Raw genomic sequence first — 22,867 nt, forward strand, 5'->3', positions numbered from 1 at the left:
CTTCGACAACGACTCCGAGGGGACGCGTAGCGGCTACTCCGATTGCAGCAGCGTCGCGAGCGTGGCCCCGTTCAGCCGGGCCAGATAGTCGTCATGGCCGCCCGCGTGGACGTGGCACTGCAGATAACGCTCAAAGTCCTGCGCGCTGGCGCTGGCTTTGACGTATTCACGCAGATGCGCTTCGTCCGCCTGGTACAGGCCATGTGAAGCGGTCGGATGTGCGCCGAACGGCACGTGCACGACCGCATCGACCAACACCGACGGCAGCTTGGTCAGGTGATTCGCGCGACGCACTGTCTCGGTGGACACGATGCGGTCCACGGTCACCACCACGCGCCGCGAGGCCTGGGCCAGCATGACGTCGAAGAAAGGTGAGCCGAGGAACTGAACGTTGCCAAGTTCGTCCGACTGCTGGGCATGCAGAAAGCACACGTCGGGACGGATCGCCATCGTGGCAAGCAGGCGTCGCTCGCCCGGCCCGGTGGGAAGCGGGCGATATTGCTGGGGCGCGTGTCGCGGCAGATCGGTGCCCAGATCCGGAATCGGCATCCAGGGAAGATCGCCCATGCTGGCGCGAAGCCCGCCGGCGAATCCCGGACCGTCGATATCGATGACTTCCAGCTCGCCGGCTTCGGCCGCCTTGCGGAACTGCGGTGCAAGACCATGTTGCTCGAAGCTGATGAAGACGCAAAAGGTGCTTCGCACCGCACCTGCGCCGATCAGCAGATCCGGTGCGATCGAACCTGGCGCGGGCACCAGCATCAGATCGCCCGTTCCTCGTCGCACGAGGGCACGAACCAGTGGCATGGGTTGGCTGTTGAAGATCCATCCGCCCAGGCCGAGGCTGCTGCCGGGCGTCACGAAGGCCACGGCTTCTTCCAGTGAAATGAGTTTGCTTTGCATGTCTTCCTCCTCAACGCTGCCCATTGCGCAGCAGCCCGCTGCGATCCACCTTCAGCCGCAGCACCGACAGTTCATCCGGCGACGGGGCCTCGGTCGTGGCCGGCGAACCCTCGCACAGGATTTCGAAGCCGGTGTTGCGTTGCACCTGCTCGAGCGAAACCCCTTGATGCAGCGAACGCACGCGCATGGCCTTGCTCACCGGTTCGAAGTCGAATATGCCGAGCGGCGACACGACCAGGCGCGGGCCGCCCGGCGGCAGCCCTGCCTGACGGCGTGATTCGCCGCCGTCCAGATAGCCTGCCCCGCAGATGAAGTCCACTTTCGGCACGAAGGTATGGCGATCGTGCCGTTGCGTGACGACGTAGAAACGACGCGAGAGTCCGCACAGCGCACTGATGCCCACCGTGCCCGGGCCGCGCAGGCGCGGCCGGTTCTGTGCACCGACAACTGCCGTGTTGATGTTGCCGTGGCGATCGACCTGCAGCACGCTGAGGATGGCGAAGTCGAAGAAATGCACCTTCCAGTCGATGAAGTCGATCATGTCGGGCAGATCGAACAACGCCTCGGCCGCCTGGATGTTCGCGTAGCCGGCAGTCGGCAGCAGCCGGTCGTGCACCGGATTGACCATGCCGCCAGGGCCGGAGACCCACCACAGGGACGGCGCGTGTCGCGCGCGAGCCAGATTGCAGGCCGCTACCTGGATGTCCGAATTGGTACCGATGATGGCTTTTTCACCATCGGCGAGATCACGCGCGAGCACGATCGCCGAGAGTTCGGCACTGCTGAATGTCGGTTGTTCGTTCATGGGACGCTCTGTTCAACGGGATTTCTGCATGCGTGCATGCGCCTTGAGATAAAGCACTTCCTGGCGCTGGAGGTGGCGCCGCATCTCGTCGGTCGCGGCGGCCGCGTCGCGCGCTCGAAGCTGACGCAACAGCCGGCGCCGAAACGGCATCACATAGCGGTTCGGCGTGCGTTCAATGGCGCTGACGAATTGGCCCGTGATGCCGACCACGGCGTCGGCCACGGCCACCAGCAATGCGTTGCCGGTCATGCGCGCCAACAGCTTGTGGAACTCCAGGTTCAATTCGGTACGCCGCGCGAGATCGTTCTCGCGCACGGCTTCTTCGGCAGCCGCCACGTTGGCTTCGAGGCGATCGAACTCGGCCTCGCTGGCCCGCGCGCAAGCCAGCCTCACGACCTCCGTGCCGACCAGCACCCGCATCTCGGTCAGGTCCTGCGGCCGGATGGTGCCGAGTGCGAAGAGATCCGAGAGCACTGTCGCGACCGAGCCGGCCCCATGGTCGCGGATGACGGCTCCGCCGCTCGGCCCCTTGCGGATCTCGAGCAGGCCCTGTTCCTGCATCGAGCGCAGCGCCTGCCGCACCGAATTGCGACTGACGCCGAACTGCGCCGACAACTCGCGCTCGGTCGGCAAGCGATCGCCGGCCCTGAGTTCCTGCAACCGAAGTCTCGATCGAACCTGCTCGATGATTTCGGTTGCCGGTTGACTGCCGGCAACCGGGCTGAAGCCAGCCTTCACGCGCGACGCCAGGAAGCGCGGTGGCGCGACTTCGGCCGTCGACGATATCGACAGGGGTGAACGAGTGAGCATCGTTGACTTCGTTTGAATGGGTCACTCATAATACATCTATGGATGACCCATTAACTTCTATTTCGCAATCTCCACTTCCGGTCGCGGCGCAGGACCCACAAGTTGCCGGGCCCCTGGCCGGCATTCGCGTGGTCGACCTCAGCAGCTACATGACCGGTCCGCTGACGGCGACGACCCTGGCCGATCTCGGCGCCGCGGTGATCAAGGTGGAGCCTCCCGGCGGCGACGGGTTTCGCGGCTTCGGGCACAAGGTCAACGGCTGGAGCGCCCTCTGGTCCAGTTGCAATCGCGGCAAGCGCAGCATCGTCCTCGATCTCAAGCAGCAGGCTGGACTGGAAACGCTGAAGTGCCTGCTGGCAGACGCCGACGTGCTGGTCGAGAACTGGCGCCCGCACGTGGCCGCATCGCTCGGTATCGGAAACGCGGTGCTCGATACCGTGAATCCGAGGCTCGTGCACTTGTCGATCACCGGCTTCGGCGACAGCGGTCCGCTGGCGCACGCACCCGCCTATGACTCGCTGATCCAGGGCTACACCGGCATGGCCCACCTGCAGGGCACCGAGGGAGCGCCAGCCGTGGCCGCGTACTGGGTCGTCGACAAGGTGGTGGCGGCTTTCGGCGCGCAATCTGTGCTGGCGGCGCTGGTGCAGCGGCAGCGCACAGGTCGCGGCAGCCATGTCTCGCTGCCCATGCTGGACGTGGCGGCCTACTTCAACTTCAGCGACATGGCGCAGCACCGCACCTTCGTCGGCGACGAGACGCCCTGGAAAACGCCGTTCAATCCAGTGGTGCGCACGGCCGACGGCCATCTGATCGTCACGCCAGTCAACGGCGGGCAACTCTCGAGAACGCTCAAGGCGCTCGGGCGCGCCGACCTCAAGGACCGCATGCTCGCCATGAAAGATCACGGCGAGATGATCGATTTCTTCTACCGCAACCTCAACGAGATTCTCTCGACGCGTCCGACGGCGCATTGGATCGCGTTCTTCGCACCGCACGATGTTCCGGTCGCGCCCGTGATGTCGCTCGAGCAGCATCTGGTCGATCCGCAGGTCCTGCACAACCGCATCTACCACGAAGTGCCCTCACCGGCCGGAGCGCCGCTTCGAACGCCGCGCTATCCGGCCCGCTTCGACGGCACGCTGCTGGCTCCGGCCGCGGCGCCGCCGGTCGTCGACGCGGATGCCGCGCGGGTGCGCGCCGAACTCTCTTCCACTTCGTCGAATCGACAACCATGACACTCACAGATCAAGATGCCGAAGTAGCACGATCCGTTCTCTACGAGAAGAAGGACGGCAGGGCGTACATCACATTCAATCGTCCCGAGAAGCGCAACGCGCTGACCTATGCCGCTTTCGACCGGCTGATGGATTGCCTCGGTGATGCGCAGCGCGACGATGACGTCCGCGTGATCGTCATCCGCAGCGCCGGAGATCATTTCTGTGCCGGGCACGATCTCGCCGAGATCGGCAGCGAGTACGGCTTCGACCCGAGCGGCAAGGGTCGCCGGCCCAGTCAAAGGGCCAGGCTGAACTTCGACCGGCGCCATCTCGACCAATTCCGCGAACTGCTCTATTGCAGCAAGCCGACGCTGGCGCTGGTGCGCGGATACTGCGTCGGCGCGGGCCTGCACATCGTGGAAGCCTGCGACCTGGCGATCGCCAGCGATGCGGCTCGCATGGGCCATCCCGAACAAAAGGCGGGCCTGGCGGGCGCCGCCTACATGACCGCCTGGAACATCATGGCCGCCGGTCCGAAGAAGGCGCGCGAGTTGCTCCTGATCGCGGACGTGCTGCCGCCGCAGGAACTGGTGCAGATGGGGCTGGTCAACAAGGTCGTGCCGGACGACCAGCTCGAGGCGGCGGGCGAGGAATGGGCAGACCGGATCACCCGCCTGCCGCGCGACGCCATCGCGATCGGCAAGGCCGCCACGCACGTGGCGCTGGATTCACTGGGGATGACAAGCCAGTTCACCCACGGCTACGTGCTGCACGCCTTGTCCACCAACATCCGTTACGAGCAGGACGAATACAACTTCATGAAGCAACGCCGCGAGAACGGCGTGCGTGCCGCCTCCCACGGGCGAGAGTCGCGCTTTCGAGAGAGTGGCGACGGCTCGGGCTCCGATGCGGGCGGTGAAGCGTGATGCATGGCGGCGGTGCCGCGCGGGCACTGGCGGATGTTCGCGTGGTCGACTTCTCCGCGATGATCGCGGGGCCCTACTGCACGCGTTGGTTGTCCGACCTCGGGGCGGACGTCATCAAGGTGGAACCACCGGAAGGCGACCACATGCGCCATCGGCCCCCGCTGCGCGAGGGGCACAGCACTTTCTTCGGCCACCTCAATGCCGGCAAGCGCTTCATGGCGCTCGATCTGAAGCAGACCGAAGCACGCGAACTGGCCGAGCGCATGATCGCCCGCGCCGACGTGGTGGTGGAGGCCTTCAGGCCGGGCGTGATGCAGCGGCTCGGTTTGGGTTCGGCCGAGATGCGAGCCAAATATCCCAGGCTGATCTATTGCTCGATCTCCGGTTTCGGCCAGTCCTCGGGCTGGTCCGACCGGCCCGCCTATGGGCCCGTGGTGCACGCTGCCAGCGGCTTCGACTTTGCGCTGGGCTCCGATCCGTCCGGGCAGCCCAGGAGCGCGACCATGCCCCTGGCCGACATGTTGACCGCGATGTTCGCGGCGATGTCGATCCAGACCGCGCTGATCTATCGGCGCGCGACGGGCCTGGGCACCGAGATCGACGTGAACCTGATGGACAGCGTGCTGAACGTCATGCCCTACGAATTTCAGAATGCGCAGCAACCGATACGGCAGCCTCGACCGGTCTACCGGCCCATGCGCGCTCGTGACGGTTGGATCCTGGTGACCCCGATCAACCAGCGCAATTTCGTGAATCTCTGCGGTGTATTGGGGCATCCGGAATGGCGCGCGGACCCCGAACTGGCCACCGAAGCCGCCCGCTTTGCCCACTGGGGCGCTTTCATGGATCGCATCGAAGCCTGGACCCTGCAGCATGACGCCGCCGAGTGCGAGCGAGTCTTGACCGCTGGCGGCGTCCCATGCGCACGCTACCGCGACTTGAGGGAGGTGCTCACGGATCCACAGTTCGCAGAGCGGGACAGCTTCGGGACCATCCACGATCCAGCCGGCGACTTCCTGGCAACTCGCCTTCCCTTCGCATTCGAGAACGTGCGGCCGCCGACCGGCGAGACCGTCTCGTCCCTCGGCGCCGACACAGCCGGTGTCTTGCGCCACGACCTGGGAGTTGGCGAGGCGCAACTCGACGAGCTCGTGGGCAAAGGCGCCGCGATTTGCAGTTCAGAACATTAGGAGAGACCACCATGCTTTCACGACGCCAAGCGATCGCCACCTGCCTCGCCGCCCTTCTGACTTCGGGACAAGTCACATGGGCCCAGACTTCGACGGACGGCCCCATCCGCATCATCGTGCCGACCACCCCCGGATCGACGCCGGACCTGCTCGCCCGACTGATCAGCCCCAAACTGTCGGAGCGCCTTGGCCGAACAGTGATCGTCGAAAACCGGACCGGTGCTTCCGGCAACATCGGCACCGAGGCCGTGGTCAGAGCGGCGCCCAACGGCAACACCCTGCTGGTGGCCGCCAGCACCTTGGCCACAGGCGCCACGCTGCAAAGGTCGATCCCGTTCAATGCGGCGAAGGACCTCGCGCCCATCACGCTCATGGGCTGGAACCGGCTCGTGTTGGTGACGCATCCTCAGACCGGACTCAAGAGTGCTGACGACTTCGTGCAAGCGGCGCGCAGGAATCCCGGCAAATTGAGCTACGGCAGTCCCGGAGACGGAACGCCCAACCACTTGGCGGCGGAACTGTTCAAGGCGCGCACGCAGATCTATGTCATGCACATCCCGTATCGGGGCTCGGCGCAACAGCTGACCGATCTGCTCGCGGGGCAGATTGACATGGCCCCCCTGACTGCGATCGTCGCTGCGCCCTACGTTCGATCCGGCAAGCTCGTTGCGCTCGCGGTGACGGGCAGCAAACGCTCCCCCCTGCTGCCCGGCGTGCCCGCTCTTTCCGAGGTCGGCATCAAGGATGTCGACGGCAATATCTGGTATGGCATGTTTGCGCCACGCGGCACCCCCGATGAAGTGATCGCTCGTTTGAATGGCGCCGTCAAAGGCATCCTGCGCGAAATGGAACCTTCGTTGGCTCAACAAGGATTCGAGGTGGAGGTTTCGACGCCCGAGGAACTCCAGCGACTGCTCGTGAAGGACACCGCCCGCTGGGCGGAACTGGTCAAGCTGCAAGGCATCAAGGCCGATTGAGGCGCTCAAGAAACTCGGATGGATTTGACATGATATTCACGGAAGAACAACAGGCTTTCCGCGACAGCGTGCGAAGGGTCGTGGAGCGGCACGTGGCACCGATTGCAGCGGAGATCGACGAGACCGACCGTTTCCCCACCGAACTGGTAAAGCTCTTCGGAGAAATGGGATGGGTGCAACTTCTGGTCCCCGAGCAGTATGGTGGCCCGGGCGGTGACCTCACGATGATGTGCATCGCGCGCGAGGAGATCGCACGGGTCTCCCCGGCCTGCGCAACCTTGGCGGGACTCAACACCATGCTGGCCATGCCGCTGCTCCATTTCGGCACCGAGGCGCAGCGACAGAGAATCCTGCCCCTGCTGGCTCGGGAAGGAACTGTCACCGCGACCGCCATTTCCGAACCCCAGGCCGGGTCCGACGTCGGTGCGATTGCCGCGCGGGCGGTCCGCAAGGGAGATCACTATGTACTGAACGGGCGCAAGCAATGGTGCAGCTATGGTTGCGAGGCCGAGTTCATCATGCTCTATGCGCGAACCAGCGATGAGGCCGGGGCGGCTGGCATCAGCGCCTTCCTGCTGGAACCCAAGCGCATGAACGGCATCACCTTTGGCCGACACGAACGCAAGATGGGTTTTCGCGGCGCGCCGAACACGCCGATCTTCCTCGACGACGTGGAGGTGCCGCTTGAAAACCTGGTAGGAGACGAGGGCAGGGGATTTCGTGCCTCGATGCGAGCGCTCGACATGAACCGGCCCACCATCGGCGCCCAGTGCGTGGGTCTGGGACAGGGAGCGCTCGATGCCGCCATCGCCTATGCGCGCGAGCGGCGGCAGTTCAAGCGCAGCATCTCTGATTTCCAGGGGATCCAGTTCATGCTCGCGGACATGGCGATTCAGGTCGAAGCGGCGCGCGGCCTGGTGTACCAATGTGCCGGTGCCGCAGATGGCGGTGACTGGAAGCGACTGAACTATCTTGCCAGCGTGGCCAAGTGTTTCGCCAGCGATATGGCCATGAAGGTGACCACGGATGCGGTGCAGGTGTTTGGCGGCTATGGCTATACGCGCGACTATCCTGTGGAACGCTGGATGCGCGACGCCAAACTGACGCAGATTTTTGAAGGGACGAATCAGATTCAGAGGATCGTCATCGCCCGCGAGTTGTTGAGCGGTTGAACAGCACGAAGCAAGGGCTACGCGAAGCGCGGCGCACGCCGTTCGATGTTGGCGCGCACCGCCTCGGTCTGATTCGGGCTGCCGATCAGCGCCTTCTGCTCGACCGATTCGGCCAGCAGCAGCTCAGCCGCGCTGTGCCCTGTCGCCGCGTTGAGCAGGCGCTTGGCGGCACGGATCGCGTCCGGGCTTTTCTGTGCGATCTCGTGCGCCATGCGCAGGGCATCGGCCAGCGGATCGGCCGCGAGCCGCGTGGCGAAACCGAGCGTCACGGCCTCCTCGCCCGAGAAGATGCGGCCGGTGAAGGTGAGCTCGCGCACGACATCGGTCCGCGCCAGCTCGCGCATCAGCACCATGCCGCCCATGTCGGGCACCAGGCCCCATTTGATCTCCATCACCGACAGCTTCGTGTCGGGCGCGACCAGCCGGACGTCCGCGCCGAGCGCGACCTGCAGGCCGCCGCCGAAGGCCACGCCGTGCACCGCGGCGATCACCGGCACCGGCACTTCGCGCCAGACCAGCGCGACCTGCTGTGCCGCATTGGCGATGCCGTGCGTGCGCGCGAGGATGTCCGCGGCCGCGCCCGAACCCAGCACCTCGCCAGCACCGCCCTGCCCCATGCGCTGGAAGGATTGCATGTCGAGCCCGGCGCAGAAGGCCTTGCCGCGGCCCGCGAGCACCACCGCGCGCACTACAGCGTCATCGCGAAGGCGGCTGCCGGCGTCGATCAGCGCCTCGAACATCGCCGGGTCGAGCGCATTCATCTTGTCGGCGCGGGCCAGATGCAGTTCGACCACGCCGTCGGCATGGCGGATGGATTCGATGCGGTCGTTCATGGCGGGTCTCCTGGCAGTGAGGCGCCGAGTATCGGCCTTCGGCGATGACCGCGCTGTCGCCCAGCCAACAGGCGGCGCCATGCCACGCAGCACCGCGATGGCGGTATCGTCGGGGCCTGGCAACCCGCATCGAAGGAACGACACCATGGCCATTCGCATCGTCCGTCTCGGCACCGCGCGCGCACCCGGCGAGGGCCTGCGCATCGGCACCGTGCGCCGCCCGCCGCGCGGCGTGCCGAAGTCCGAGTTCGCCTCGCAGGACTGGTACGACGTCTGGTATCCCAACCTCGCGCCCTCGGTCGAGACCATGAAGATGGCGCAGGCCGCCGAGACGCCCGCGCAATGGGCTGCGTTCGGCCGCAAGTTCAGGCACGAGATGGCCGAGCCCGATGCGAGCCGCAGCCTGGACCTGCTGGCCGCGCTGTCGCACCACAGCGCCTTCGCGATCGGCTGCTATTGCGAGGACGAGGCGCATTGCCACCGGGGCTTTCTGCGCGCGCTCCTGGCGGAGCGCGGGGCGGAGATCGACGCGAATTAGCGCTGGGCTTTGTCCTTCTGGTTCTGCGCCTCGATGCGCTCGCGCGCTTCGAGCCAGTCGGCATCGCTCCACTTGCGCAGCTCGTAGAAGTTGCCGCCGGTCGCCTGCGCGTTGCCGCCGTCCATCATGATGCTCTGGCCGGTGAGCCAGTCGCACTGGCCGCGCGCCATCAGGAAGGCCGCGAGGTTCTGCAGTTCGCTCATGTCGCCGGTGCGGCCCATCGGGTTGTGTTCCTTGCTGCGCGCGCCGGGCTCTTCGCCCGGATTCAGGCGCTTGCTCATGCCCTCGGTCGGGATCTCGCCGGGACCGACCGCGTTCAGCCGGATCCCGTAGCGCGCCCACTCGAGCGCGAGCGACTTGGTCATCACCTCGACGCCGGCCTTGCTCATCGCCGACGGCACGACGTAGGGACCGCCGTTGTCGACCCAGGTCACGATGATGCTCATCACGCTGCGGTACGGATCGCCGGCCTTCCACTGGCCGGCCTTGGCCTCGGCGACCCAGCGCTTGCCCACTGCCTGGGTGACATAGAAGCTGCCGTGGAAGACGATGTTCGCGATCGCGTCGAAGGCGCGCGAGGACAGGCTCTCGGTCGGCGCGACGAAGTTGCCCGCCGCGTTGTTGACGAGGCCGGTGAGGCCGCCCGATTGCCAGAGGCTGTCGACCATCTCGTCCACCGCCTGCGCGACACGGATGTCGACGCCGAAGGTGTCGATGCGGCGGCCCGGAAACTGCGTGCGCCATTCGGCCGCGGTGGCCTCGCACACGCTCTGGCGCCGGCCGCAGATCGCGATGTCGGCGCCGAGGCCGAGAAAGCGCTCGGCCATCGCGCGGCCGAGGCCGGTACCGCCGCCGGTCACGAGGATGCGCTGGCCGGCCATGAGATCGGTCTGGAACATGAGGCTCTCCTTCTTTGTCGCGATGGAACGCGGGTTGAGAAGCGCATCGTAGAGCCGACGGCGGCTGCCGGTAAGCTCGAAGGTGACACCCATCGCAAGAATTCCGGCCGATGCCCTCCTCCTCTGCGCTCGATGGCAGCGATGTGTCGCTGCTCACGCGGGCGGACTGAGCACCGGCGTGCGCCGCAGCGCATCGAGCAGCTCGCGTTCGCGCTCGCGCACAGGTTCGAGGCTCCGGGCGCGCACGTGGCCGTAGCCGCGGATCTGCTCCGGCAGCGACGCGAGCGCCACGGCCGCGTCGTGCTGCGATGCATCCCTGCTGCGTTCGAGAGCCAAGAGGATCGCGTCGATGCTGTCCTCGTAGCGCCGGATCAGCGAGCGCTCCATGCGCCGCTCCGCGGTGTAGCCGAACACATCGAAGGCGGTGCCGCGCAGGAAGCGAAGCTTCGCGAGGATGCGGAACACGGGGATGACCCACGGGCCGAATTCCCTCTTCTTCAACTCGCCCTTCGCGTCGCGCCTGGAAAGCAGAGGCGGTGCAAGATGGAAGACGAGCCTGTAGCTGCCCTCGAACTGCCGTGACACGCGGTCGAGGAAGCCGCTCTGCACGTGCAGGCGCGCCACCTCGTACTCGTCCTTGATCGCCAGCAGCTTGAAGTAGCAGCGTGCGGCGGCCTCGGTGAGCGTGCTGCGTCCCGCAAAGGCGCGCGCCTCGACCGCGCGCACCCGTTCGACCAGATCGACGTAGCGCTGCGCGTAGGCCTCGTCCTGGTAGCCGACGAGGAATGCCCTGCGCGAGGCGATGGCCTCGTCCAGGCTCTTCACCGGCAGCGGCGAGACGGCATCGCCGGCCGATGTGCGCGCCGATGCCAGCAGTCGCTCGACGGCCTCCGGATCCAGGGCCGCGCGGCGTCCCCACAGAAAGGCGTCCTGGTTCATCTGCTCGGCCGCTCCGTTGAGCGCGATCGCCGCCTCGATGGACGCGACGGCGAGCGGAATCAGTCCGCGCTGGCAGGCGAAGCCCAGCATGAACATGTTGGCCGCGATGCTGTCGCCCATCAGCGCCGTGGCGATGCGGCCCGCATCCACGAACTCGGCGCCCTCGTCGCCGACCGCGGCGCGCACGTTGCCGCGCAATCCCCCGCGGGGGTAGCGCATGTCGGCATCGCGCGCGAAGTCGCCCGGCATCGTCTCCTGGGTGTTGACGAGCATCCGCGTGCGTCCGCGCCGCGCCGCGGCCAGGGTCTTCGAATGGCCGGCGACGATCATGTCGCAGCCCAGGATCAGGTCCGCGCCACCCGCCGCGATGCGGATCGTCTTGATCGAATCGGGCGTCGGGCCGAAGCGCAGATGGCTCCAGACCGAGCCGCCCTTCTGCGCCAGGCCGGCCATGTCCAGCAGCCCGCAGCCGCGGCCTTCCAGATGCGCCGCCATGCCGAGGATCGCGCCGATCGTGACGACGCCGGTGCCGCCCATGCCGGCCACCAGGATGCTGTAGACGCGCTGGTCGATCGGCGGCCGCGCGGGCTCCGGCAGCGCGGCGAAGGCGGCCGCGTCCGTCACGCGTTGCGGTTTGCGCAGGCTGCCGCCAAGCACGCTCACGAAGCTCGGGCAGAAGCCCTTGACGCACGAGTAGTCCTTGTTGCACGAGGACTGGTCGATGCTTCGCTTGCGTCCGAACTCGGTCTCCAGCGGCTGCACCGACACGCAGTTGGACTGGACGCCGCAATCGCCGCAGCCTTCGCAGACCAGATCGTTGATGACCACGCGCCGGGCCGGATCGGGAAAGGCACCCCGCTTGCGGCGACGGCGCTTCTCGGCCGCGCAGGTCTGGTCGTAGATCAGGGCGCTGGCGCCTTCGATCTCGCGCAGCTCGCGCTGGACTTCGTCGATCGCATCGCGGTGGTGGATCGTCAGGCCCGCCGGCCAGGCGGTGGCCGCCGGATACTTGTGCGGCTCGTCGCTGACGACGGCGATGCGCCTCACGCCTTCCGCGCGAACCTGGTGCGCGATGGCCGGCACGTCGAGCGGGCCGTCATGGCGCTGCCCGCCCGTCATCGCGACCGCGTCGTTGAACAGGATCTTGTAGGTGATGTTCGTGCCGGCGGCGACCGCCGCGCGGATCGCCAGCAGCCCCGAATGGAAGTAGGTGCCGTCGCCGATGTTCTGGAACATGTGGCGCCGGCGCGAGAACGGCGCCTCGCCGACCCACGACATCCCCTCGGCGCCCATCTGCGTGTAGCCGGTGGTGGCGCGGTCCATCGCCTGTGCCATCCAGCTGCAGCCGATGCCGGCGTAGGCCTTGCTGCCTTCGGGCACGACAGTCGAGCTGCTGTGCGGGCAGCCGCTGCAGAAATAGAAGCTGCGCGACACGATGTCGATGACGCCCCGCGGTGTGCGGCGAGCGCGGATCTCGTCCACGCGCCGGCGCAGCGCCTCGTTGTCGCCGAGCGCCAGCAGGCGCTCGGCGATGGCGATCGCGACCTGGTTGGAATCGAGCGCCATCTCGGGCTGGAAGAGCGCGCGGCCGTTCTCGTCCTGCTTGCCGACGATGGCGGGCGCGTCGCGCCGGCCGTACAGTTGTTCCTTGAGCTGGAACTCGATCAGGCTGCGTTTCTCCTCGACGACGAGGATCTTCTGCAGCCCGGCGGCGAAATCCGCCGCGCCTTCCGGCTCCAACGGCCAGGGCATGCCGACCTTGTAGAGGCGCAGCCCGAGCGCTGCAGCCGCGGGCTGCGAAAGATGAAGGTCGTCGAGTGCCTGCAGCACGTCGAGATAGCTCTTGCCATGGGTGATCACGCCGAGCTTCGCGGCCGGCCCGTCGATGAGGGTGCGATCGATCCGGTTGGCGCGCGCGAAGGCCCGCACCGCGCCGAGCTTGTGGCGGTGCAGCCGCGCCTCCTGCGCGTGCGGCGTGTCGGGCTGGCGGATATGGAGGCCGTCGGCCGGCAAGTCCATGCCTTCGGGGATCGCGATGCGGACGCGATGGACATCGACGTCGATCGAGCCGGTGGCCTCGACCGTGTCCTTGACGCATTTCATCGCAACCCAGCAGCCGCTGTAGCGCGACAGGGCCCATCCGATCACGCCGAAATCCAGGATCTCCTGCACGCCCGCCGGGCTCAGCACCGGAATCATCGCGTCGACCATCGCGAACTCGCTCTGGTGGCAGGTGGTGGACGACTCGCAGGTGTGATCGTCGCCCAGCAGCACGAGCACGCCGCCCAGCTTCGACGAACCGGCCAGGTTGCCGTGGCGGAACGCATCGCCGCTGCGGTCCACGCCGGGTCCCTTGCCGTACCAGAGGGCGAACACGCCGTCGTATTTGCCCTCGCCGCCGATCTCGGCCTGCTGCGAACCCCAGACCGCGGTGGCGGCGAGCTCCTCGTTGACACCGGGCACGAAGACGAGCGGGTGAGCGGCCAGATGCTTCCTTGCCTTGCCCAGCTGATCGTCGAGCCCGCCCAGCGGCGAGCCGCGATAGCCGCTGATGTAGCCGGCGGTGTCGTGTCCGCGGCTGCGATCGCGCAGCCGCTGCGTCATCGGCAGACGCACCAGCGCCTGGGTTCCGGTGATGAAGACCCGCCCTTCGGCGAGGGTGTACTTGTCGTCGAGCGCCAGGGTTCGCAAGGTCATGAAATATTCATCTTGTATCTGTTTAGATATTGTATTGTGGATACGTAGAAATGTACACTGAGGCTGTGCACCGTTCTTTCCGACGGCACGCTCGTTCGCACTCAACAGGAGACTTCATGCGACAACCCATCAGCAAGGCACTCGTCAACGGCTTCATGGCCGTTTCAACTTCCAACGTGAGCGACGCGCTCGATCGTCTGGGCCTCCAGTGCGCGCCGACGCAGATCGGCGCGCTGTGGGAAGGCTGCAGGAAGATCGTGGGCCCGGCCATGACCCTGAAGCTCGCGCCCGTCGAGTCGTCGCACAAGGAGATCACGACCGTGATCGGCACGCTCCAGGCCATCATGGAAGCGCACACGGGCGACGTGCTCGTCATCGACATCGGCGGCCGCATGGACCTGAACACCTTCGGCGGCGTGGCCGGCGCGACCAGCAAGCACTACGGCCTCGCGGGGGTGGTGTGCGATGGCGTGTCGCGCGACATCGACGAATTCAAGACGCTCGACCTGCCGGTGTTCGGCAAGGGCTTCATCCATCAGTCGGTGCGCGGCCGCGTCGGCTACGTGGGGCACGACATCGACGTGAAGCTCGGGACCAACGTCGTGCGCCCGGGCGACCTGATCGTGGGCGACGAGAACGGCGTCGTGGTCGTGCCGCACGAACGGATGGCCGAGGTCCTGAAGATCGCGCGCTTCGTGAAGGAGACCGAGGACCGCGTGATCGCCGCCATCCGCAACGGCGAGCATCCGATCGAGGCGCATCAGAAGGTCAAGTACGACGACATGCTGAAGGCGGCGTCATGAGCGGCGCGACCGCACTGCGCACGCGCGCGAGCGATCGCCTGGCCGAGCCAGCGGCGCCATCGCCGGACGACGATGCGATCCGCAAGGCGCTCTCGCTGATCCCGACCACCGCGGCGCTCGACCTGCTCAAGGAACAGGCGCCCGCCGAGCTGGTCCTGGCGCGCGTCAAGGCGCTGTTCCCGCTGAAGGGCTCCGTGGCCGGACGCGCGCGCACGCTGCGCTGCCTGCCGACCCGCATCGACCACCGGCAGGCACCGGGCGGGCCCGCCAACTTCCGGCTGCTCGACGCGACCCGGCCCGGCGACTTCCTGATCTTCGATGCACAGGGCTGGCCGGGCGGCTCGGTATTGGGCGACATGCTGGCGCTGCGGGCGAAGCTCGCCGGCGCGGTCGGCGTGGCCACGGACGGCGTGATGCGCGACCTCGCCGGCCTGGAGGAAGTCGGCCTGCCCGTCTTTGCAGCGGGCACGTTTCCGGTGCCTTCGGCGCCGACGCTGGTGGCCTGGGAGGTCGATGTGCCGGTGCAGTGCGGCGGCGCGCTGGTGCTGCCCGACGACTGGATCCTGGCCGACCGCGATGCCGTCATCGTCGTGCCGCAGCGCTGGGTGCTGGACGTGATCGACGGCTTCGACCGCTTCACCCGCGAAGAGCAGTTCTGCCGATCGCTGCTGCTGGCCGGCCTCGCGCTGCGCCAGGCCTATCCGATGCCGGCTGCGCTTCGGCCGCTCTTCGAGCGCTATCTGGCGGACGGCGAGCTGCCCTCGTCCGCGGAAGTCCAGCGGACGCTCGAAGACCATTGAAGCCCTGCCCCCGAAGGAGACAAGAATGGACAAAAGACTGTTTATCCAGCTGGCGGCCGGCATGGTCTGCGGCGCCTGGAACATCGCGGCCCATGCGGATGGGTGGCCGGCCAGGGAAGTGACCCTGGTCGTGCCATGGCCCGCGGGCGGAGGCACCGACCTGATCGCGCGCGCCGTCGCCAACAAGCTGCAGGAACGGCTGGGCCGGCCGATGGTCATCGACAACCGGCCGGGCGCATCCGGCATCATCGGCACCGAGCTGGTCGCCCGCGCGCCGGCCGACGGCTACACGCTGGTGCTCGGCGTGACGAACACGCATGCCATCAACGCGACCTTCTTCAGGAACCTGCGCTACGACCCGATCAAGGACTTCCAGCCCGTGGCGCTGCTGGCGACCGGCCCGCATGTGGTGCTGATCAACAGCAGCACGCCGGCCAGGAACCTCGCGGAGTTCGTGGACTACGCGCGCAAGACCAGGACGCCGCTGAGTTATGCGTCCTACGGAACCGGAAGCACCTCGCACCTGATCTCCGAGCTCTTCCGCGCACGGAACAAGCTGGACATGGTGCATGTGCCCTACAAGGGCATTCCACCCGCCATCACGGACCTGCTGGGCAACCAGGTCTCGATGCTCGTGTCGACCACCGGCGCCGCGCTGCCGCAGATCAAATCCGGACGGCTGCGTGCGATCGCCGTGATCGACGACCATCGGCTGGCCCAGCTGCCCGACGTTCCCACGATGTCCGAGCAAGGCTACGAGAACGCCGACTACACGCACTGGTACGGCATCTTCGCGCCGGCCAGGACGCCGCGTCCGATCGTCGACAGGCTGGCGAGCGAGATTCAGGTCGTGCTCACACGCGCCGATGTGCAGAAGATCTTTTCGGATGCCGGCGTCAATGCGAACTTCAAGGGCCCGGATGCATTCCGCACCTTCGTCGCCGCGGAGAAGGAACGCTGGGGCAAGCTGGTCGAGCTGTCCGGCGCGAAGGGCGATTGAGCCGACGGCCCGCGGGCCGTCGGCGGCGCTTCACAGCTGGTGGATGTTCAGGCGCTCGAGCAACTGACCCATGGTGTCCGTCCAGTGGGTCCGCTGCCCTGCGTGCACCGCCCGGGCCAGATCGGGGCGGCCCTTGCGGATGGCATCCACGAGGGCCGCGTGATTCTTGACGGATGACATCGGCTTGTCGCGCAGCCGCAAGGTGAAGAGCCGCACGCGGTGCGACTGGGCGAACAGCAGGTGCGCGACTTTCGCGAGCCGGCGATTGCCGCACAGATCGACCAGGCGCGCATGGAAGGTCTCGTCGGCCTCGGCCCAGGCATCGAGGTCGTCGGCCTTCAGGGCCGCGGCCATGCGGTCGACCGCCTCCTGCAGCGCCTTGACCTCCACCGTGTTGGGCTTCTTCTCGGCGAGCAGTTCCGCGGCCACCGTCTCCAGCGGCGACAGCACCTGGTAGATGTCCCGCATGTCGTCCATCGTGATCGGCAGGACCCGATAGCCGTGGCGAGGGACCGCCTCGATCAAGCCTTCCGCCTCGAGCCGCGCCAATGCCTCGCGGATCGGCGTGCGGCTGACGCCGAGGTCGGCCGAGACCGCGTCTTCCAGCAGTTGGCTTCCACCGGACAGCTTGTTGCGCAGGATCCGCTGCTTCAAGGTGTCGTAGACGGTATCGACCGCGCGCTGCGGCAGTTCCTTGCGGTGGGGCACGTGGGGCATCCTCGACTTCAGGTGATACGCAAAAATATACACGCGATGATACGGACTCGATCTCGATGTCGCTTCTGAATCACGATGCGGCGTCTCGACACGAAGAGGGCGGGACCTTATAGTCAATTCGATGAGCCTTGATTCAAACAATTCACCGCGCACGGTGGGCGGAACGGTTGGCGCACTGGTCCTGCCGCGCCGGCGCGGCCGCCGCAAGATCGAGGGACTGGTCGAAGCCCGCCGCCAGCAGATCCTCACCGCGGCGCTCGACCTGTTCGGCACCAAGGGCTTCCACCGCACCACGACGCAGGACCTCGCCGAGCGCGCGGACGTGAGCGTCGGCCTCATCTACCAATACTTCAAGGACAAGGAAGACCTGCTCGCGGCCGCCATCGGCCAGATCTTCGATGCCTATCTCAGCGAGATCCCGCTGGCGGTCCGTGCCGCGCGCGATCCGCTGTCGCGCTTTCGCGCGGCGGTGCACGCCTACTGCCGGGTGATCGACGAGCACCGCGAGGCCGCGCTGCTCGGCTACCGCGAGACGCGTTCGCTGTCGAAGGCGCTGACCAAGGGCCTGATGGCCAAGGAAACCAAGTCGACCGAGCTCATCGGCGAGCGCGTGACCGAGTGCATCGAGGCCGGCGTCTTCCGCCGGGTCGACGTCGCGATGATGACCTACCACATCGTGGTCTTCGTCCATTCGTGGGCGCTCAATGCGTGGCGGCTCAAGGGCCAGTTCGAGCGCGAGGCCTACGTCGACGCCGGGCTGGACATGCTGCTGGGCCCGATCCTGCAGGCCGCCCCTCCGGCGAAGCGGTCCGGGCCGGTCAAGCCCGCCAAGACGGCCGCGCCCTCCACCCGCCGCAGCACGCGCCGCGCCGCCTGACGCGCGGGCACGGGTCCCTACCCTTGACAGGGCGGAGGCGGCGCGCAAAAATAAATTTGAATGAAGCCTCATTCAAATAAGAGATAGCCGAGAAGAGACAACTTTGGCCTCCGGCACGGCAAGGCGCCGCGGCCGGCCCGGAACACCGATCAAGAAGGAGACAAGCGCATGACCATTCCTCGTTTCGCGTCCGCCTTTCGCAGCCGCCGCGCGGCCCTTGCAACCGGTGCGGCGGCAGCCCTCGGCATCCTGATGTCGGCCATGCCCGCGGCCGCGCAGGACAAGCCGATCAAGGTCGGCATGACCACCGACCTCACCGGCATCGCGGCGGCCTATGCGCGCTCGCAGGTCAACGGCGTGCAGCTGGCCATCGACCAGCTCAATGCGAGCGGCGGCCTGCTCGGGCGCAAGCTCGAGCTACTGGTGCGCGATTCGCAGCTCAAGCCCGACCTCGGCACCTCGCACACGCGCGACCTCATCACGCGCGAGAACGTCGACTTCCTGATCGGCCCCGACGGCAGCGCGGTGGGCATGACGGTGTCCGCGGTCGCCAAGCAATACAAGAAGGTGGTCATGATGACCATCCCGAACACGCCGCGGCTGACCACCGAAACCTTCCATCCCTATGTCTTCACGGTGGTTCCCTCCGGCCTCATGGAGGCCCGCGCGATGGCCGAGGCCATCGGTCCCGGCAACAAGCGCATCGCCTTCATCGGCGGCGACTACGAGGCCGCACACCAGGGCCTGAAGTACTTCAAGGACTGGCTCGCGAAGGTCAATCCCTCGGCCCAGGTGGTCGGCGAAGCGTGGCCCAAGCTCGGCGAGCCCGACTACAGCAGCTACATCACGAGCCTGATGTCGTCCAAGCCCGACGTGATCTTCTCGTACCTGTGGGGTGCCGACCTGATCGGCTTCGTCAAGCAGGGCAAGCCGTACGGCGTGTTCGACAAGACCAAGGTCGCCAGCCTGGTGTTCCTCGACGACATGAAGGCGCTCGGCAGCGAGATGCCCGACGGCCTGATCGCTCAGATGCGCGCGCCCTTCTTCGCGATCGAGGGCGACCGCATGACCAAGTTCGTCGAGCAGTACCGCGCCAAGTACAACGACTATCCGGCGGACTGGGCCATCATGGGCTACGAGGGCCTGCAGATCCTCGCGCAATCGATCAAGCAGGCCAACTCGCTGGAATCGGACGCGATCGTCAAGGCCGTCGAGCAGGTGAAGTACGACGGCCTGCGCGGCCCGATCAGCTTCCGCGCCATCGACCACCAGGGCACCGTCGGCTCCTACATCGGCACCGTCACGAAGAGCGACAAGTACCCGTTCAAGACGCTGACGCACGTCAAGTACGTGCCGGCCGAGAAGATCTGGCCGACGCCGGCCGAGATCGAGCAGGCCCGCGCCGCGGTCAAGTAGACCCGGACCCCGAAAGGCAGCACGGCGCATGTTCGAGAGCATCCTGGTCCAGGCCCTGAGCGGCGTCAGCAGCGGCATGGTGCTGTTCCTGGTCGCCTCGGGCATGACGCTGATCTTCGGCACGCTGCGCGTCGCCAACTTCGCGCACGGCTCGTTCTACATGATCGCCGCCTACCTGAGCTTCACGCTGACGCGCTGGGTCGGCGGCGGCACGACGGGCTTCGTCGTCTCGCTGCTGGTGGCGCCGCTGGGCGTCGCGCTGCTGGGCGCGGGGGTCGAGCGCTTCCTGCTGCGCCGCATCGTCACGCGCGCGCATCAATACCAGCTGATCCTGACCTATGCGCTGACGCTGATCTTCGCCGACGGCGTGAAGCTGATCTGGGGCCGTGACAACCACGTGGTGGCGCGCCCGAGCGGCCTGGACGGCGCCTTCGATCTCTTCGGCACGCCCTTCCCGAGCTACTACGCGCTCCTGATCGCGGTCGGCGCAGTGATCGCGATCGCGCTGCACCTGCTGCTCACGCGCACGCGCTTCGGCAAGGTGCTGCGGGCCTCGGTCGCCGACGGCGCGATGGTGGGCGCGCTCGGCATCGACGTGCCGCGCCTGTACACCGGCGTGTTCGCGCTCGGCGCCTGGCTGGCCGGCCTGGGCGGCGCATTGGCTGCGCCGGTCGGCTCGATCTCGCTGGGCATCGACAGCTCGATCATCATCGAGTGCTTCGCCGTCGTCATCATCGGCGGCGTCGGCAGCGTGGGCGGCGCGCTGCTGGGCGCGCTGATCATCGGCGTGACCAAGTCGGTCGGCATCCTGTTCGCGCCGAAGCTGGCCATCGCCTTCATCTTCATCGCGCTGTGCGCCGTGCTGGTGCTGCGGCCGCAGGGGCTGCTCGGCCGCAGCACGGCCTGACCCGCAACCCGTCCTTCGAGCATGAGCGCCGCCCTGCCCACTTCGCACACATCCGCGCCGCGCGGGTCGCGCGCCGCGATCGGCTGGTGCGCTGCCGCGCTCGTGTTCGCGCTGCTGCCGCTGGTGCTCGGCGAAAGCTATGTCTTCCTCACGGTCGACTTCTTCATCATGTCGCTGTTCGCGATGAGCTACAACCTGCTGCTCGGCCAGGGCGGCATGCTGTCCTTCGGGCACGCGACCTACTATGGGCTGGGCGCCTACGCGGTCGCGATCCTGCAGAACAAGTACGGCGTGCCGCCGTGGCTCGGCCTCGCGGCGGCGCCGGTCGTGGCCGCGCTCGGCGCTTTCGCGATCGGCTGGCTCTCGGTGCGGGTCACCGGCATGTACTTCGCGATGCTCACGCTGGCCTTCGGGCAGCTGGTGTTCACGCTGGTGCTCGGCTGGTACAGCTTCACCGGCGGCGACGACGGGCTGCCGGTGGCGCTGCCGGACTGGATGCTGTCGGCGCGCAACTACTACTACTTCAGCCTCGTCGTGGTGGCGCTGTGCATCTGGCTGATCCACCGCATCACGCATTCGCCCTTCGGCATCGCGCTCGGCGCGATCCGCGACAACCGGCAGCGTGCGGCCTACATCGGACTCGACGTGCGGCGGCTGGAACTGCGCGTGTTCGTGGTGGCCGGCGCCTTTGCCGGCATCGCCGGCGGCCTGCGCGCGCCGCTGCAGCAGATGGCCTTTCCGTCGCTGCTCGGCTGGAGCCAGTCGGCCGACCCGGTGCTGATGGCGCTGGCCGGCGGCATCCACAACTTCGTCGGGCCGATCGTCGGCGCGGCGCTTTTCGTGTTCACCAATTTCGCCGTCACCAGCCGCTTCGAATACCCGCTCCTGGTGTTCGGCACGCTGGTGCTCTTGATCGTGCTGTTCCTGCCGAACGGCATCGTCGGCAGCCTCGCGCGCAAGCGCCGGGCCGTGACGGAACATCGCCCATGAGCCGCAGCACGATCCTGTCCATCGAGGACATCGGCAAGAACTTCGCCGGCTTCCATGCGCTCAGCGGCGTCAACCTGCAGGTCGGCGAGAACAGCGTGCACGCGCTGATCGGGCCCAACGGCGCCGGCAAGAGCACGCTGCTCAACGTGGTGTCGGGCCATCTCGCGCCGAGCGCGGGCCGCGTGATGTTCCAGGGCCGCTCGATCTGCGGACGTCCGCCGCACGAGACCGCGCGCCGCGGCGTGGCGCGCTCGTTCCAGATCACCAGCATCTTCGCCGGCTTCAGCGTGTTCGAGAACGTGCAGATGGCGCTGCTGGCGCAGCACGGCCTGTGCACGCGCATGTTCCGCCCTGCCGCACCGATGCTGCGCGACGAGGCCCTGGCACTGCTGCAGCTGGTGCGGCTCGACGGCCAGGCCGAGCGCATCGCGGGCGAGCTGGCCGCGGGCGACCGCAAGCGGCTCGAGTTCGCGATCGCGATGGCCGGCCGGCCGAAGGTGATGCTGCTCGACGAGCCGACCGCCGGCATGAGCCCGGACGAGCGCGCGATCGTGATCCATCTGATTCGCTCGATCAACCGCGAGCGCGGCGTGGCGGTGCTGTTCACCGAGCACGACATCGAGATGGTGTTCGCGATCGCCGACCGCATCACGGTGCTGCATCAGGGCAGCTGCATCGCCGACGGTGCGCCCGCCGCGGTGCGCGCCGACCGGCGTGTGCAGGAGGTCTACCTGGGCGAGGACGACGACGAAGATGCTGCGCTGCACTGAGCTCAACACCTGGTACGGCCCGGCGCACGTGCTCTTCGACGTCGAGCTGGACGTGGCCGAAGGGCGCGTGCTGTCGCTGCTCGGGCGCAACGGCGTCGGCAAGTCGACGCTGCTCAAAAGCATCATCGGCCTGGTGCCGCCGGGCTCCGGCGAGATCGTGTTCGATGGCATGAGCCTGCGCGGACTGCCGCCGCACCGGATCGCACAGGCCGGCATCGGCTACGTGCCCGAGGAACGGCGCGTGTTCGCCGACCTGACGGTGGAAGAGAACCTCGAGATCGCCGAGCTGCGCCGCGGTGCGTGGTCGCGGCGCGAAGCCTTCCGCGCCTTTCCCGCGCTGGAGGAATTCCGCCAGCGCCGCGCCGGCCTGCTAAGCGGCGGCCAGCAGCAGATGCTGACCATCGCGCGCGCGCTGATGGGCAATCCGCGCCTGCTCCTGGTCGACGAGCCGACCGAGGGCCTGTCGCCGATCATGGTGAAGACGCTGGCCGGCACCATCCACGACCTCAAGCGCGCCGGCCAGACCATGGTGGTGGCGGCGCAGGACCTGCGCTTCGCGCTCTCGATCGCCGACGAGCTTGCCGTGCTCGACCGCGGCCGCGTGGTGTACCGCAAGGACGGGGACGCGGCGCGCGCCGACGTCGAGCACATCAAGGCCCTGCTGGCCTTGTGAGCACC

The 22,867-nt window shown here is 67.2% G+C and carries 22 protein-coding genes; 15 read left to right on the forward strand and 7 right to left on the reverse strand.

What is annotated here, in order from left to right; genetic code table 11:
- Positions 1 to 33: 33 nt before the first annotated feature.
- From E5P2_RS15390 to E5P2_RS15400, 3 genes are read right to left on the reverse strand one after another with little or no spacing between them, the layout of a single operon-like run.
- Complete coding sequence (locus E5P2_RS15390) at positions 34 to 903, reverse strand: CoA transferase subunit A (RefSeq protein ID WP_162568004.1); 870 nt, start codon at positions 901 to 903, stop codon at positions 34 to 36.
- Positions 904 to 913: 10 nt separating this feature from the next.
- Positions 914 to 1,708: a CoA-transferase subunit beta gene (locus E5P2_RS15395; RefSeq protein WP_162568005.1), complete on the reverse strand. Its 795-nt coding sequence runs from the start codon at positions 1,706 to 1,708 to the stop codon at positions 914 to 916.
- A gap of 12 nt (positions 1,709 to 1,720) precedes the next feature.
- On the reverse strand, positions 1,721 to 2,518 hold the full coding sequence (locus tag E5P2_RS15400; protein WP_162568006.1) for a FadR/GntR family transcriptional regulator: 798 nt from the start codon (positions 2,516 to 2,518) through the stop codon (positions 1,721 to 1,723).
- Positions 2,519 to 2,556: 38 nt separating this feature from the next.
- On the opposite strand from E5P2_RS15400, the gene E5P2_RS15405 reads away from it, so the two are divergent.
- The 5 genes from E5P2_RS15405 to E5P2_RS15425 are packed head-to-tail and all read left to right on the forward strand — an operon-like array spanning position 2,557 to position 8,003.
- Complete coding sequence (locus E5P2_RS15405) at positions 2,557 to 3,756, forward strand: CaiB/BaiF CoA transferase family protein (protein WP_269475680.1); 1,200 nt, start codon at positions 2,557 to 2,559, stop codon at positions 3,754 to 3,756.
- A complete protein-coding gene (locus E5P2_RS15410; RefSeq protein WP_162568008.1) occupies positions 3,753 to 4,664 on the forward strand; it encodes an enoyl-CoA hydratase/isomerase family protein in 912 nt (303 codons plus the stop codon). The genes E5P2_RS15405 and E5P2_RS15410 overlap by 4 nt, the downstream gene beginning before the upstream one ends.
- Complete coding sequence (locus tag E5P2_RS15415; protein ID WP_269475681.1) at positions 4,664 to 5,854, forward strand: CaiB/BaiF CoA transferase family protein; 1,191 nt, start codon at positions 4,664 to 4,666, stop codon at positions 5,852 to 5,854. Before E5P2_RS15410 ends, E5P2_RS15415 begins: the two co-directional genes overlap by 1 nt.
- Before the next feature lie 11 nt (positions 5,855 to 5,865).
- Entirely contained in the window at positions 5,866 to 6,831 is a 966-nt protein-coding gene (locus tag E5P2_RS15420) for a tripartite tricarboxylate transporter substrate binding protein (RefSeq protein WP_162568010.1), read from the forward strand.
- A gap of 29 nt (positions 6,832 to 6,860) precedes the next feature.
- Positions 6,861 to 8,003: an acyl-CoA dehydrogenase family protein gene (locus tag E5P2_RS15425; protein ID WP_162568011.1), complete on the forward strand. Its 1,143-nt coding sequence runs from the start codon at positions 6,861 to 6,863 to the stop codon at positions 8,001 to 8,003.
- Positions 8,004 to 8,020: 17 nt separating this feature from the next.
- Here E5P2_RS15425 and E5P2_RS15430 read toward each other — a convergent pair whose 3' ends face one another.
- A complete protein-coding gene (locus E5P2_RS15430) occupies positions 8,021 to 8,836 on the reverse strand; it encodes a crotonase/enoyl-CoA hydratase family protein (RefSeq protein ID WP_162568012.1) in 816 nt (271 codons plus the stop codon).
- 145 nt (positions 8,837 to 8,981) lie between these two features.
- On the opposite strand from E5P2_RS15430, the gene E5P2_RS15435 reads away from it, so the two are divergent.
- Positions 8,982 to 9,374, forward strand: coding sequence for a DUF488 domain-containing protein (locus E5P2_RS15435; protein ID WP_162568013.1), 393 nt, complete (start codon positions 8,982 to 8,984; stop codon positions 9,372 to 9,374).
- On the opposite strand, the gene E5P2_RS15440 is transcribed toward E5P2_RS15435, so the two are convergent.
- Positions 9,371 to 10,273, reverse strand: coding sequence for an SDR family oxidoreductase (locus E5P2_RS15440; protein ID WP_162568014.1), 903 nt, complete (start codon positions 10,271 to 10,273; stop codon positions 9,371 to 9,373). The genes E5P2_RS15435 and E5P2_RS15440 overlap by 4 nt on opposite strands.
- Before the next feature lie 153 nt (positions 10,274 to 10,426).
- On the reverse strand, positions 10,427 to 13,939 hold the full coding sequence (locus tag E5P2_RS15445; RefSeq protein WP_443083555.1) for an indolepyruvate ferredoxin oxidoreductase family protein: 3,513 nt from the start codon (positions 13,937 to 13,939) through the stop codon (positions 10,427 to 10,429).
- A gap of 86 nt (positions 13,940 to 14,025) precedes the next feature.
- Here E5P2_RS15445 and E5P2_RS15450 point away from each other — a divergent pair, with 86 nt between their 5' ends.
- Genes E5P2_RS15450 through E5P2_RS15460 form a run of 3 tightly spaced genes read left to right on the forward strand, consistent with a single transcriptional unit; the run spans position 14,026 to position 16,512 of the window.
- Positions 14,026 to 14,712, forward strand: coding sequence for an RraA family protein (locus E5P2_RS15450; protein ID WP_162568016.1), 687 nt, complete (start codon positions 14,026 to 14,028; stop codon positions 14,710 to 14,712).
- Positions 14,709 to 15,512 (forward strand): RraA family protein, encoded by an 804-nt coding sequence (locus tag E5P2_RS15455; protein WP_162568017.1) that lies wholly within the window; start codon positions 14,709 to 14,711, stop codon positions 15,510 to 15,512. Before E5P2_RS15450 ends, E5P2_RS15455 begins: the two co-directional genes overlap by 4 nt.
- 25 nt (positions 15,513 to 15,537) lie before the next feature.
- Positions 15,538 to 16,512: a Bug family tripartite tricarboxylate transporter substrate binding protein gene (locus tag E5P2_RS15460; RefSeq protein ID WP_162568018.1), complete on the forward strand. Its 975-nt coding sequence runs from the start codon at positions 15,538 to 15,540 to the stop codon at positions 16,510 to 16,512.
- Positions 16,513 to 16,542: 30 nt separating this feature from the next.
- On the opposite strand, the gene E5P2_RS15465 is transcribed toward E5P2_RS15460, so the two are convergent.
- Positions 16,543 to 17,229 (reverse strand): GntR family transcriptional regulator, encoded by a 687-nt coding sequence (locus E5P2_RS15465; RefSeq protein ID WP_162568019.1) that lies wholly within the window; start codon positions 17,227 to 17,229, stop codon positions 16,543 to 16,545.
- A 121-nt stretch (positions 17,230 to 17,350) separates the two neighbouring features.
- Here E5P2_RS15465 and E5P2_RS15470 point away from each other — a divergent pair, with 121 nt between their 5' ends.
- The 6 genes from E5P2_RS15470 (at position 17,351) to E5P2_RS15495 (ending at position 22,862) form a co-directional block, all read left to right on the forward strand.
- Positions 17,351 to 18,106 (forward strand): TetR/AcrR family transcriptional regulator, encoded by a 756-nt coding sequence (locus tag E5P2_RS15470; RefSeq protein WP_162568020.1) that lies wholly within the window; start codon positions 17,351 to 17,353, stop codon positions 18,104 to 18,106.
- 168 nt (positions 18,107 to 18,274) lie between these two features.
- Positions 18,275 to 19,522 carry an ABC transporter substrate-binding protein gene (locus tag E5P2_RS15475; RefSeq protein ID WP_162568021.1) on the forward strand — a complete coding sequence of 416 codons (1,248 nt, stop codon included), beginning with the start codon at positions 18,275 to 18,277 and terminating at the stop codon, positions 19,520 to 19,522.
- A 28-nt stretch (positions 19,523 to 19,550) separates the two neighbouring features.
- Complete coding sequence (locus E5P2_RS15480; RefSeq protein WP_162568022.1) at positions 19,551 to 20,429, forward strand: branched-chain amino acid ABC transporter permease; 879 nt, start codon at positions 19,551 to 19,553, stop codon at positions 20,427 to 20,429.
- Positions 20,430 to 20,450: 21 nt separating this feature from the next.
- On the forward strand, positions 20,451 to 21,419 hold the full coding sequence (locus tag E5P2_RS15485) for a branched-chain amino acid ABC transporter permease (protein ID WP_162568023.1): 969 nt from the start codon (positions 20,451 to 20,453) through the stop codon (positions 21,417 to 21,419).
- Positions 21,416 to 22,189, forward strand: a complete 774-nt coding sequence (locus tag E5P2_RS15490; RefSeq protein ID WP_162568024.1) for an ABC transporter ATP-binding protein — start codon at positions 21,416 to 21,418, stop codon at positions 22,187 to 22,189. Before E5P2_RS15485 ends, E5P2_RS15490 begins: the two co-directional genes overlap by 4 nt.
- Entirely contained in the window at positions 22,173 to 22,862 is a 690-nt protein-coding gene (locus tag E5P2_RS15495) for an ABC transporter ATP-binding protein (protein WP_162568025.1), read from the forward strand. Before E5P2_RS15490 ends, E5P2_RS15495 begins: the two co-directional genes overlap by 17 nt.
- The last annotated feature ends 5 nt before the right edge of the window (positions 22,863 to 22,867 follow it).

Source organism: Variovorax sp. SRS16, assembly GCF_901827165.1.
Lineage (GTDB): Bacteria > Pseudomonadota > Gammaproteobacteria > Burkholderiales > Burkholderiaceae_C > Variovorax.

Bases quoted from the DNA above. Each gene is read 5' to 3' on its own strand.
- E5P2_RS15390 (WP_162568004.1), bottom strand. From the start codon at position 903: ATGCAAAGCAAACTCATTTCACTGGAAGAAGCCGTGGCCTTCGTGACG.
- E5P2_RS15395 (WP_162568005.1), bottom strand. From the start codon at position 1,708: ATGAACGAACAACCGACATTCAGCAGTGCCGAACTCTCGGCGATCGTG.
- E5P2_RS15400 (WP_162568006.1), bottom strand. From the start codon at position 2,518: ATGCTCACTCGTTCACCCCTGTCGATATCGTCGACGGCCGAAGTCGCG.
- E5P2_RS15405 (WP_269475680.1), top strand. From the start codon at position 2,557: ATGGATGACCCATTAACTTCTATTTCGCAATCTCCACTTCCGGTCGCG.
- E5P2_RS15410 (WP_162568008.1), top strand. From the start codon at position 3,753: ATGACACTCACAGATCAAGATGCCGAAGTAGCACGATCCGTTCTCTAC.
- E5P2_RS15415 (WP_269475681.1), top strand. From the start codon at position 4,664: ATGCATGGCGGCGGTGCCGCGCGGGCACTGGCGGATGTTCGCGTGGTC.
- E5P2_RS15420 (WP_162568010.1), top strand. From the start codon at position 5,866: ATGCTTTCACGACGCCAAGCGATCGCCACCTGCCTCGCCGCCCTTCTG.
- E5P2_RS15425 (WP_162568011.1), top strand. From the start codon at position 6,861: ATGATATTCACGGAAGAACAACAGGCTTTCCGCGACAGCGTGCGAAGG.
- E5P2_RS15430 (WP_162568012.1), bottom strand. From the start codon at position 8,836: ATGAACGACCGCATCGAATCCATCCGCCATGCCGACGGCGTGGTCGAA.
- E5P2_RS15435 (WP_162568013.1), top strand. From the start codon at position 8,982: ATGGCCATTCGCATCGTCCGTCTCGGCACCGCGCGCGCACCCGGCGAG.
- E5P2_RS15440 (WP_162568014.1), bottom strand. From the start codon at position 10,273: ATGTTCCAGACCGATCTCATGGCCGGCCAGCGCATCCTCGTGACCGGC.
- E5P2_RS15450 (WP_162568016.1), top strand. From the start codon at position 14,026: ATGCGACAACCCATCAGCAAGGCACTCGTCAACGGCTTCATGGCCGTT.
- E5P2_RS15455 (WP_162568017.1), top strand. From the start codon at position 14,709: ATGAGCGGCGCGACCGCACTGCGCACGCGCGCGAGCGATCGCCTGGCC.
- E5P2_RS15460 (WP_162568018.1), top strand. From the start codon at position 15,538: ATGGACAAAAGACTGTTTATCCAGCTGGCGGCCGGCATGGTCTGCGGC.
- E5P2_RS15465 (WP_162568019.1), bottom strand. From the start codon at position 17,229: ATGCCCCACGTGCCCCACCGCAAGGAACTGCCGCAGCGCGCGGTCGAT.
- E5P2_RS15470 (WP_162568020.1), top strand. From the start codon at position 17,351: ATGAGCCTTGATTCAAACAATTCACCGCGCACGGTGGGCGGAACGGTT.
- E5P2_RS15475 (WP_162568021.1), top strand. From the start codon at position 18,275: ATGACCATTCCTCGTTTCGCGTCCGCCTTTCGCAGCCGCCGCGCGGCC.
- E5P2_RS15480 (WP_162568022.1), top strand. From the start codon at position 19,551: ATGTTCGAGAGCATCCTGGTCCAGGCCCTGAGCGGCGTCAGCAGCGGC.
- E5P2_RS15485 (WP_162568023.1), top strand. From the start codon at position 20,451: ATGAGCGCCGCCCTGCCCACTTCGCACACATCCGCGCCGCGCGGGTCG.
- E5P2_RS15490 (WP_162568024.1), top strand. From the start codon at position 21,416: ATGAGCCGCAGCACGATCCTGTCCATCGAGGACATCGGCAAGAACTTC.
- E5P2_RS15495 (WP_162568025.1), top strand. From the start codon at position 22,173: ATGCTGCGCTGCACTGAGCTCAACACCTGGTACGGCCCGGCGCACGTG.